Annotated in this window: 7 protein-coding genes, 1 tRNA gene and 2 pseudogenes; 7 read left to right on the top strand and 3 right to left on the bottom strand. The window is 71.6% G+C overall.

Annotated elements, in window-relative coordinates:
• Positions 1–3 precede the first annotated feature (3 nt).
• The 3 genes and pseudogenes from J7E86_RS01525 (at position 4) to J7E86_RS01535 (ending at position 3,620) form a co-directional block, all read left to right on the top strand.
• Positions 4–1,005, top strand: a complete 1,002-nt coding sequence (locus tag J7E86_RS01525; protein ID WP_215078934.1) for a zinc-binding dehydrogenase — start codon at positions 4–6, stop codon at positions 1,003–1,005.
• A gap of 420 nt (positions 1,006–1,425) precedes the next feature.
• A pseudogene (locus J7E86_RS01530) lies at positions 1,426–3,033 on the top strand (MFS transporter).
• Between the two features lie 98 nt (positions 3,034–3,131).
• Complete coding sequence (locus J7E86_RS01535) at positions 3,132–3,620, top strand: GNAT family N-acetyltransferase (RefSeq protein WP_215078942.1); 489 nt, start codon at positions 3,132–3,134, stop codon at positions 3,618–3,620.
• 25 nt (positions 3,621–3,645) lie between these two features.
• On the opposite strand, the gene J7E86_RS01540 is transcribed toward J7E86_RS01535, so the two are convergent.
• Positions 3,646–4,791 carry an aminopeptidase P family protein gene (locus J7E86_RS01540; RefSeq protein ID WP_215078943.1) on the bottom strand — a complete coding sequence of 382 codons (1,146 nt, stop codon included), beginning with the start codon at positions 4,789–4,791 and terminating at the stop codon, positions 3,646–3,648.
• A 227-nt stretch (positions 4,792–5,018) separates the two neighbouring features.
• Between J7E86_RS01540 and J7E86_RS01545 the strand changes: the two genes are divergently transcribed.
• On the top strand, positions 5,019–7,202 hold the full coding sequence (locus tag J7E86_RS01545) for an MMPL family transporter (RefSeq protein ID WP_215078945.1): 2,184 nt from the start codon (positions 5,019–5,021) through the stop codon (positions 7,200–7,202).
• Between the two features lie 100 nt (positions 7,203–7,302).
• Here J7E86_RS01545 and J7E86_RS01550 read toward each other — a convergent pair.
• Positions 7,303–7,376 (bottom strand) — tRNA-Thr (locus J7E86_RS01550).
• Positions 7,377–7,631: 255 nt separating this feature from the next.
• On the opposite strand from J7E86_RS01550, the gene J7E86_RS01555 reads away from it, so the two are divergent.
• The 3 genes from J7E86_RS01555 (at position 7,632) to J7E86_RS01565 (ending at position 10,296) form a co-directional block, all read left to right on the top strand.
• Complete coding sequence (locus J7E86_RS01555) at positions 7,632–8,768, top strand: ABC transporter ATP-binding protein (protein WP_215078947.1); 1,137 nt, start codon at positions 7,632–7,634, stop codon at positions 8,766–8,768.
• Positions 8,769–9,018: 250 nt separating this feature from the next.
• Positions 9,019–9,435, top strand: a complete 417-nt coding sequence (locus J7E86_RS01560) for a hypothetical protein (RefSeq protein ID WP_215078949.1) — start codon at positions 9,019–9,021, stop codon at positions 9,433–9,435.
• A gap of 138 nt (positions 9,436–9,573) precedes the next feature.
• Positions 9,574–10,296 (top strand): nucleotidyltransferase family protein, encoded by a 723-nt coding sequence (locus J7E86_RS01565; protein ID WP_215078951.1) that lies wholly within the window; start codon positions 9,574–9,576, stop codon positions 10,294–10,296.
• A gap of 65 nt (positions 10,297–10,361) precedes the next feature.
• On the opposite strand, the pseudogene J7E86_RS30650 reads toward J7E86_RS01565, so the two are convergent.
• Positions 10,362–10,447: pseudogene (locus J7E86_RS30650) on the bottom strand (nucleotidyltransferase family protein); the annotation flags it as partial.

The following is a 10,447-nucleotide window of genomic DNA, read 5'->3' on the forward strand; positions in this document are numbered from 1 at the left end:
ACCATGCACGCCGTCCGACTCCACGCCTTCGGCCCCGCCGAGAACCTCTCCTACGAGCCCGCCGACGACCCGGCACCGGGCCCGGGCCAGGTGCGGATCGCCGTGGAGGCCGCCGGCGTCCACCTCGTCGACACCAGCCTCCGCAACGGCGACCCCAAGGGTCCGTACGAGCTCCCCCCGCTGCCCACCATTCCCGGGCGCGAGGTCGCGGGCACGGTCGACGCCCTCGGCGAGGGCACCGATCCCGCCTGGCTCGGGCGCCGCGTCGTCACGCACCTGGGCATGGCACCCGGCGGCTACGCCGAGCTGGCCGTCGCCGACGCCGCCAAGCTGCACCCCGTGCCGGACGGCATGTCCGCCGACCACGCCGTCGCCATGGTCGGCACCGGCCGCATGGCCCTCGGCGTCCTCTCCTTCGCCGACCTGTCCGCCGACTCCGTCGCCGTGATCCCGGCCGCCGCCGGCGGCCTCGGCGCGCTGCTCGTGCAGTACGCGAAGAACGCGGGCGCCACCGTCGTCGGGCTCGCCGGCGGCGCCGCCAAGACCGAACGGGTCCGCGGGCTCGGCGCCGACATCGCCCTGGACTACACCGACCCGGCCTGGCCGGAGAAGGCCCGCGCCGCCCTCGGCGGCCGCGCCGCCACCGTCGTCTTCGACGGGGTCGGCGGCGAGGCGGCCCGCGCCGCCGTCGGCCTGCTCGGCCCCGGCGGCAGCCACCTGATCTTCGGCTGGTCCTCGGCCGGCTCCGACGGCAAGCCCCTGGTCCTCGACCCCGACGAGCTCGCCGCCCGCTCCATCACCTCGCGCAGCGTGCTCGGCCCGCCCATGATCGCGCGGCTCGGCGGGCCGGAGGGGATGCAGCGGGCCCAGGCGGAGTCCCTCGCCCAGGCGGCCGCCGGGCACGTCACCCCGCTCGTCACCCGCTTCCGCCTCGCCGAGGCCGCGGCGGCCCACCGGGCGCTGGAGACGCGCGGCACGGTCGGGAAGGTCGTTCTCATCCCGTAACGCCGCGGGAGCGGGCCTCGCCCGATGGGCCTAGGCTGGAGTGCCGGATCTTCGGCTGCGGGCCGTCGTTTGCCGCCGGGCCGCCTGCGGCGGGGCGGGCCGTCTTTGCCGCCTGCGGCGGCGGGCGCCCTGCGGGCGCGTCCTCAATCTCCCCCAGCTACCGCTGGGAGGTGCCCCCAGACGGGCTTGATTTGGCTGGGCTCAGCCGCTTTCAGCCCGTCCGGCGGTTGAGGACACAGCACAGCAGCCTGTCCGGCGCTTGAGGACACAGCACAGCAGCCCGTCCGGCGCTTGAGGACACCACCGCACAGCGGTGGTGCGCACGACACGGTCCGCAGCCGACCGCTCACATGACCCGCCGGACACCGCCTACGCTGGAATGCGGTTTCCGCACGCCCTCGGACGCGAGAGCAGGTTCCGATGAGCTCCACGAACACCGGTCCGATACCTCCCTCCGCCACCGCTCCCCCGGAACCCGGATCCGACCCCCGCCGCTGGTGGGGCCTCGTCGTCATCGCCACCGCCCAGCTCATGGTCGTCCTCGACGCGACGGTCGTGAACATCGCCCTCCCCTCCGCCCAGCGCGACCTCCACATGTCCGACGGCAACCGGCAGTGGGTCATCACCGCCTACACCCTCGCCTTCGGCGGCCTGCTGCTCCTCGGCGGCAAGATCGCCGACCTGGTCGGCCGCAAGCTCACCTTCACGGTCGGCCTGGTCGGCTTCGCCGGTGCCTCCGCGCTCGGCGGCGCCGCCCACACCTCCGGCCTGCTGTTCATGGCCCGCGCCCTCCAGGGCGTCTTCGGCGCGCTGCTCGCCCCCTCCGCCCTGTCGCTGCTGACCACGACGTTCACCGACATCAAGGAGCGCGGCAAGGCGTTCGGCATCTACGGCGCGATCGCGGGCGGTGGCGCCGCCATCGGACTGATCGCGGGCGGCCTGCTCACCGAGTACCTCGACTGACGCTGGTGTCTCTACGTCAACATCCCCATCGCGCTCGCCGCCCTCCTCGGCGCCCTGGTCTTCCTCCACGACGACCGCCGGCGCGGTGCGGGCCGGCCGCGCCTGGACCTCCCCGGCGTCGTCCTCGGCTGCGGCGGACTCGTCGCCATCGTCTACGGGTGCAGCGAGGCCCGGCCGCGCGGCTGGGGCGACACGCTCGTCCTGGCCCTGCTGTGCGGCGGCGCCGCGCTGCTCGGCCTGTTCACCTGGTGGCAGACGCGGGCCCGCAGCCCCCTGCTGCCGCCGCACGTCATCCGCGACCGCAACCGCGCCGGCGCGTTCCTGGTGATGGGACTCGCCGTCATCGCGATGTTCGGCATGTTCCTGTTCATGACCTACTACCTGCAGGTCGTCCTCGGCTACTCCCCGGTCCGGACGGGCCTGGCGTTCCTGCCGATGACCGCCGCCATCGTCGTCGCCTCGACGCAGATATCCGCCCGGCTGATGAGCCATGTGCCGCCGCGCGCCCTGATGGCGCCCGGAGCCGTCCTCGCCGCCTCCGGTCTCTTCCTGCTGACCTTCCTGCCCGTCGAACCGGCCTACGTCTCCCACGTCCTGCCCGCCGAACTCCTCGTCGGCCTCGGCATGGGCCTGATCTTCATGCCCGTCATGGCCACCGCCACCTCCGGCGTCGCACCGCGGGACTCCGGCGTCACCTCGGCCACCGTCAACACCGCCCAGCAGGTCGGCGGTTCCATCGGCACCGCGCTCCTCAACACCATCGCGACCAGCGCCAGCGCCACGTACATCACCGGCCGTCTCACGGCCGCCGCCGCGGGCAACGGCGGCCGGCTCACCCCGGCCGTCCGCGACCACATCGTCAGGACCGGTGTCGTCCACGGCTTCCACATCGCCATCGCGTGGGGCGCCGGCATCATGCTCCTCGCCGCCGCCGTCGGCTGGCTCATGGTCACCACCGCCGCCCCCAAGCACGCGACCCCGGCCGGCGACCCGGGCCGGGCCACCGAGGCCGACGCCGAGGCCGAGCGGCGCCACCACCTGAGGACGTACGAGGCCGACGAATAGGCCGCCCGTCCGAACCGGCACCGAGGCGGGCGGCTCGTCCGCCGGTCGCGGCGGAAAATCATTCGCGCCGCCCCACCACGGGCCGCAAGCTGGGCCACATGAGAATCAGGGACGCCCACGCCGCCGACTGGCCCGCCATCTGGCCCCTCGTCCGCGAGGTCGCCGCCGCCGGCCGGACCTACACCTTCCCCCGGGACATCGGCGAGGACCACGCCCGCGAGATGTGGATGCTCACCGCGCCCTCCCGCACGGTGGTGGCGGTCGACGACGACGGTACGTTCCTGGGCACCGCCAAGATGAACCCCAACCACATGGGCCCCGCCTCCCACATCGCCAGCGCCAGCTTCATGGTCCGGCCCGAACACTCCGGCCGCGGCGTCGGCCGGGCCCTCGGCGAGGAGACCCTCGCCTGGGCCCGCGCCGAGGGCTACCGCGCCATGCAATTCAACGCCGTCGTCGAGACCAACACCCGCGCGGTCGCCCTGTGGAAATCGCTCGGCTTCACCGTCATCGGCACGCTCCCCGAGGGATACCGGCTCCCCGACGGCAGTTACACCGGGCTGCACATCATGCACCTGGCGCTGTGAACGCCGCGCACGCGCAAGGGCTGTTTCAGGCCACGATCCGCAACTCCCGCGACGTATTGTTCAACCGCCGCCCGGCCGATTCCGTGCATGTGACAATGTCCTCGATGCGCACACCGAAACGGCCGGGCAGATAAACCCCCGGCTCGATCGAGAAACACATCCCCGGAACCAGCGGCAAATGCTCCCCCTCGACCAGATACGGGGGCTCGTGCGTCGTCACTCCGATGCCGTGGCCCGTACGGTGGATGAAGTACTCCCCGTACCCGGCCCGCCGGATCACCTGCCGCGCCACCCGGTCGATCTCCTGGCACGCCACGCCCGGCCGCACCGCCTCGAAGGCCGCCTGCTGCGCCTCGCGCACCACGTCGTGCACCTTGCGCTCCTCGGCGGACGGCTCGCCCACGTGGACCGTGCGCGTCGTGTCGGAGCCGTAGCCGTCCAGCAGGCCGCCGAAGTCCATCACGACCATGTCGCCGGTCTCGATGACCCGGTCCCCCGCGTCGTGGTGCGGATTCGCGCCGTTCGGCCCGGAGCCCACCACCGTGAAGTCCACCTGGCTGTGGCCGCGTTCGAGCAGCAGCCGGGCCAGGTCGGCGGCCACGTCCTGCTCACGCCGCCCCGCGAACCGCAGCTTCACGATGTCCTCGTACACCGCGTCCGCCGCCGCACCCGCCGCCGCGAGCCGCTCCACCTCGTACGCGTCCTTCACCGCCCGCAGCATCGGCAGCACCTCGGTGAACGCGCCGTACGACACGCCGGGGCACACCCGTTGGAACGCCAGCAGGTGCAGGGCCCAGGCGTCGTCCGAGACGCCGTAGCGCCCCCGCTCCCCCAGCAGCGGCGCCAGGGCGGCGTACGGATCCTGGCCGTCCGTCCAGCCCGTGATCGTCAAACCCCTGGCGCCCGGCGCGTGTTCGGCGTCCGGCCGCTCCAGCGCCGGCACCAGCAGCTGGGGCCTGCGGCCCGCGCTGAGCAGCAGCGCGGTCAGCCGCTCCGTCATGGCCGGCTGATAGCCGGTCAGCCAGGCCAGGTCGGGGCCCGGAGTGACGATCACACCGGCGAGTCCCGCGTCGGCGGCCGACACGGCGGCGCGCTCCATGCGGGCGACGTAGGCGGAAGGGGCCACGGGCCCCTCGGACGGCGGCGGGGAAGCAGTGGCGGCATCGCTCATGAGGGCAGAGTAATCCGCACGGAGGCGGTCGGCGTGACGTTTCTCTACCTCACGGGTGAGAGCCCCTCCTCCGGCCGGATGAGAACAACCCCACCTCAGGACCGATTTCCCCCGGATTCCATTGTGAGCCGGGAACTTCGCCGCCTAGCGTGTTGTCGCCCGTACCGAACTCGTTTCCTTGTCGTTCTTCCGCCGGGCAGCGCCGAATCACACGTTGAAGGAGCACCATGTTCCGAGCAGTAGGACGGTTCGCCGTCCACCGGCCCTGGCTGACCATAGCGGGGTGGATCATCGCCGCCGTGGCGCTTGCCCTGCTCGCCCCGGGCCTGAAGTCGACAACGGATGAAACGGAATTCCTCCCTTCGCATTACGAATCCGTACAGGTGGGCAAACTCCAGGAAAAGGCGTTCCCCAAGACCGAACAGCCCTCCGCCATCGCCGTCTTCCAGCGGACCGACGGCGCCGAGCTCGGCCCCGCCGATCAGCGGGACGTCGCGAAGATCGCCGCCGGCCTGCAGGCCAAGCACCGCGAGGGCATAGCCAAGGTGGCGACCAGCCCCCAGGCCATCTCCCCCAACCATGAGATCGCCCTCGCCAACATCGTCGCCACCGAAGGCAAGGCCAAGGCCAAGCCCGGCGACAAGACCCTGCCGGACGCCGTCAAGAACCTCCGCGAGGACGCCAAGCCCCTGCTCAAGGGCACCCAGTTGAAGATGGGCATCACGGGTCAGGCGGCGACCGAGCTCGACTCGGCGGAATCCTCCGGCGACACCGACGCCATGATCATGTCGGCGACCTTCCTCCTGATCATCGTGCTGCTGCTCCTGATCTTCCGCAGCCCGCTCATCGCCATCCTGCCGGTCCTCATCATCGGCGTCGTCTTCATGGTCGCCCTCGGCCTGATCGGCACCGCCGCCGAGCTCGGCGGACTCAAGGCGGACAACTCCATCTCCGCCATCCTCATCGTCGTCCTCTTCGGCGTCGGCACCGACTACATCCTCTTCCTGCTCTTCCGCTACCGCGAGGAGCTCCGGGCCGGCCGGCCGGCCAAGGAAGCCCTCGTCAACGCCGTCGCCCGGGTCGGCGAGACCATCGCCTCCGCCGCCGGCGCCGTCATCGTCGCCTTCCTCGCCCTGCTGCTGTCCACCATGGGCATGATGCGCGCGATGGGCCCCTCCCTGGCCATCTCGGTCGCCGTGACCCTGGTCGCCGCCCTCACGCTCGTGCCCGCCGTCTTCTCCCTCCTGGGCACCAAGGCGTTCTGGCCGTCCAAGGCGTGGAAGAAGACCCCGCGCAACCGCGTCTCCAACAGCCTCGGCTCCGCCGTCGCCCGCCGCCCCGGCGTCATCGCGGCCCTGTCCGCGGTGGTCCTCGCCGTGCTCGCCGTGGGCACCTTCAGCTTCAAGGCCGAGTTCGACACCGACAGCCAGCTCCCGCAGAAGCTGGAGTCGGTGCAGGCGATGAAGGACCTCCAGCGCGGCTTCTCCGCCGGCCAGTCCGACCCGGCCATGGTCTACGTCCGCTCCAAGTCCGGCGCGCCGCTCGACAAGGGCGCCCTGGCCGCGTTCAAGGGCAGGATCGAGGACGTGGGCGGCGTCGGCGCGGTCAATCTCACCGACACCAGCTCCGACGGCAGCGTCGCGCAGTACAGCGTCGTCCTCAAGTACCGCCCGACCGAGGACAAGGCCATCGAACTGGCCGGCGGCGCCCTGCGCGACAGCGCCCACGCCGCGGCTCCCGAGGGCAGCGAGGCCCTCGTCGGCGGCACCTCGGCGGTCCTGTCCGACGTGGAGAAGGCCGTCAGCCACGACTACAAGGTCGTCTTCCCCGTGGCCGGCATCGCCATCATGATCATCCTGGGTCTGCTGCTGCGCAGCCTCGTCGCCCCGGTCTATCTGATGATCTCCGTGGCGCTGGGCTTCACCGCGACCCTCGGCGCGACGGTCTGGCTCTTCCAGGACCTCCAGCACAAGAACGGCCTGCTGTTCATGCTGCCGGTCATCGTCTATCTCTTCGTGGTGGCCATCGGCACCGACTACAACATCCTGATGGTCGCCCGCCTCCGCGAAGAGGTCCGCCGCGGCGTCTCCGCCCGCGAGGCGATCCGCGTCGCGGTCGCCCGCTCGGCCCCCACGGTCGCCTCCGCGGCGGTCATCCTGGCCGGCACCTTCGGCGTCCTGATGCTGGCCGACAACTCCATGCTCCAGCAGATGGGCTTCGCGGTCGCCTTCGGCATCCTGCTCACCGCCTTCATCATGGCGATGCTGCTGGTCCCGACGATCACCTCCCTGCTGGGCCACAAGGCGTGGTGGCCGGGCCACCAGGACGCACCGCGCACGGTGGAGCCCACCGGTCCGGCGGACCCGGCCGGCGGCCCGAGCCTGTACAAGGGCGAGGAGGTCCGGCGGTAGCCGACTGAGCACCCCGCGCCCATACACGGGCGCAAAGAGAATCGGCCCTCCGTGATCACTCACGGAGGGCCGATTCATGCGCTGACCTGCGCTTTATTTGAGCCGCCTGTCGGATTCGAACCGACGACCCTCGCTTTACAAGAGCGACGCTCTGGCCAACTGAGCTAAGGCGGCACGCAGTCCGGGGCACGGCCCGCGAACGCTGGTCCACTCTACACATCGTCCACTTCCGCCAGCCACGGAGTTACGCCCGTCACCGGCGTCCGGGACGTACGGACGCGGCCGGCGACACCACATCGTGCCCCGCCGGCTGCTGACAACCGCCTCCTCCCCCGGTACCGTCACCGTCAGTCCCGTCCAATTGGACTGGACCACTCCCTCTACTCGGATCGTCCGGCACGTTCCTGCCGGTGAAGGGACCGCAACACCATGGCCACGGTCACGTACGACAAGGCGACCCGCATCTACCCGGGTGCCGACAAGCCCGCTGTCGACCAGCTCGACATCGCCATCGAGGACGGCGAGTTCCTCGTCCTCGTCGGCCCCTCCGGATGCGGCAAGTCCACCTCGCTGCGCATGCTCGCGGGGCTGGAGGACGTCAACGGCGGGACGATCCGGATCGGTGACCGCGACGTCACCCATCTGCCGCCCAAGGACAGGGACATCGCGATGGTGTTCCAGAACTACGCGCTCTACCCGCACATGACCGTCGCCGACAACATGGGCTTCGCCCTGAAGATCGCCGGCGTCAACAAGACCGAGATCCGCCAGAAAGTCGAGGACGCCGCGAAGATCCTCGACCTCACCGAGTACCTGGGCCGCAAGCCCAAGGCGCTCTCCGGCGGCCAGCGCCAGCGCGTCGCCATGGGCCGCGCCATCGTGCGCGAGCCCCAGGTCTTCCTGATGGACGAGCCACTGTCCAACCTCGACGCCAAGCTACGCGTGCAGACCCGCACCCAGATCGCCGGGCTCCAGCGACGCCTGGGCATCACGACCGTCTACGTCACCCACGACCAGGTCGAGGCCATGACCATGGGCGACCGCGTCGCCGTGCTCAAGGACGGGCTGCTCCAGCAGATCGACTCCCCGCGCAACATGTACGACCGGCCGGCCAACCTCTTCGTGGCGGGCTTCATCGGCTCGCCGGCCATGAACCTGGTCGAGGTGCCGATCACCGACGGCGGCGTGAAGTTCGGCAACAGCGTCGTGCCCGTCTCGCGCGAGGCGCTCTCCGCCGCCGCGGACCGCGGCGACCGCACCGTGACGGTCGGCGTGCGGCCCGAGCACTTCGACGTGGTCGAGCAGAACGGCGAGGCCACGAAGGCCCTGAGCAAGGAGTCCAAGGACGCCCCGGCCGGCCTCGCCGTCACCGTCAACGTGGTGGAGGAGCTCGGCGCCGACGGATATGTGTACGGCACCGCCGAGCTCGGCGACGAGCGCAAGGACCTCGTCGTCCGGGTCAACGGGCGCCGGGTGCCCGAGAAGGGCGCCATCGTGCACGTCGTACCGCGCCCGGGCGAGCTGCACGTCTTCTCGACGTCCTCCGGCGAGCGGCTCAGCGACTGACGACTGACCTCGGCCTTCGCGGACCGTCGTGACGCTCCGCGGTCGGTCACGCTCCGCCGCCCCGCACCGGCCACCGGTGCGGGGCGGCGGCAGTTTGAGCCACAGATCCCTCCCTGTCACCAAATAACCACCCAGACACCCCTTTTCGAGTCCTGTACGTCAACGTCGCGCCCGCACCACCGGCCAATTCCTTCGCTCGACCGAGTGACACAATGTCGTCCGATCATTACGCCTCGCTACCATCTGCGACATGAACCAGGCCGCCCGCCGCATCGGCAGAACTCTCGCCCTCGTCCTCCCCGTCGTGCTCGTCCTCTCCGGGACTCTCGCGGTCACCCGCGTCCCCTGGGCGGCACCCACCTCCGAGACCCAGGTGCTGACCGCCGCCTCCAACACCGCCTCCACCCAGGCCAGGGCCGCCCGCGCGCCCCACGAGGTGCTCCGCGACAAGCTGCTGAAGGACCTCCAGGAGAAGAACCCGAGCGTCGCCCTCAGCCACCTCCAGACGGCCACCAACGGCCGCCCCTCGCTCGCCCGGCACTGCGCCGAGATCGCCCGCGCCCTGGGCCGCGCGGCGGTCGCCAAGTACGGCCCCAGGGGCGCCCAGTCCTACTCCCGGCCGGTCTGTGACACCTCGTACGCCTCCGGCGTCGTCCAGGGCCACTGACCGTCCTCCACGGGCGCGGCCGCGGCGGCACCCGTAGCACCGCGCACAGCACCGCACGCAGTACGGCGCCGAGCGCCTCGCACACCGCCCGCCATGCCGCCCGCACCCCCGCCCGGGCCACCGCATATCGTGCGGAACATGACCGGCACGCACGCGTACCCGTACCCCACCCAAGCCGTGGTCCTGGCCGGAGGCCAGGGGTCGCGGCTGCGCCCGTACACCGACGACCGCCCCAAGCCGATGGTCGAGATCCCCGGCACCGGGACCCCGATCATCGGCCACCAGCTGGCCTGGCTCGCCGCCGAGGGCGTCACTGACGCCGTGATCTCCTGCGGCCACCTGGCCGAGGTCCTCCAGGACTGGCTCGCCTCCGCCGACCTCCCGCTGCGCGTGACGACGGTGATGGAGAAGGAGCCGCTGGGCCGCGGTGGCGGCCTGAGGTTCGCGGCCGCCTCCCTGCCGCACCCCGACCGGCCCTGGTACGCCACCAACGGCGACATCTGGACCCGCTTCTCGCTCCGCGAGATGGCCGCCTTCCACCACGAGCGTGACGCGGTGGCCACCCTGGCACTGGCCCGGCCCCGGATCCCCTGGGGAGCCGTGGAGACCGACGAGTTCGGGCACGTGCTCGACTTCATCGAGTCGCCGCCCTCGCCCTACCTCATCAACGCGGGCGTGTACGTCTTCTCCGCCGCCTTCCGTGACCTGCTGCCCGAGCGCGGCGACCACGAACGCACCACCTTCCCGCGCCTGGCGCGCGAGCGGCGGCTGGCCGGCTTCCCGCTGCCGCACGGCGCGTACTGGCGGGCGATCGACACGGCCAAGGACCTGACCGAGGCCGCCAAGGAGCTCGGCGGCTGAGACGGCGGGCGTACGAACGCCCCCGCACCCTTTCCGGGTGCGGGGGCGTTCGTACGCCCGCCGTCTCAGCCGCCGAGCTCCTTGGCGGCCTCGGTCAGGTCCTTGGCCGGGTCCACCGCCCGCCAGGTCGCGCCGTTGGGCAGCGGGAGGC

This window comes from Streptomyces sp. ISL-11, assembly GCF_018614525.1.
Lineage (GTDB): Bacteria > Actinomycetota > Actinomycetes > Streptomycetales > Streptomycetaceae > Streptomyces.

What these genes read in the sequence shown, in the direction of transcription:
- J7E86_RS01560 (WP_215078949.1), top strand. Translation starts at nt 9,019, where the DNA reads ATGAACCAGGCCGCCCGCCGCATCGGCAGAACTCTCGCCCTCGTCCTC.
- J7E86_RS01565 (WP_215078951.1), top strand. Translation starts at nt 9,574, where the DNA reads ATGACCGGCACGCACGCGTACCCGTACCCCACCCAAGCCGTGGTCCTG.
- J7E86_RS01545 (WP_215078945.1), top strand. Translation starts at nt 5,019, where the DNA reads ATGTTCCGAGCAGTAGGACGGTTCGCCGTCCACCGGCCCTGGCTGACC.
- J7E86_RS01540 (WP_215078943.1), bottom strand. Translation starts at nt 4,791, where the DNA reads ATGAGCGATGCCGCCACTGCTTCCCCGCCGCCGTCCGAGGGGCCCGTG.
- J7E86_RS01535 (WP_215078942.1), top strand. Translation starts at nt 3,132, where the DNA reads ATGAGAATCAGGGACGCCCACGCCGCCGACTGGCCCGCCATCTGGCCC.
- J7E86_RS01555 (WP_215078947.1), top strand. Translation starts at nt 7,632, where the DNA reads ATGGCCACGGTCACGTACGACAAGGCGACCCGCATCTACCCGGGTGCC.
- J7E86_RS01525 (WP_215078934.1), top strand. Translation starts at nt 4, where the DNA reads ATGCACGCCGTCCGACTCCACGCCTTCGGCCCCGCCGAGAACCTCTCC.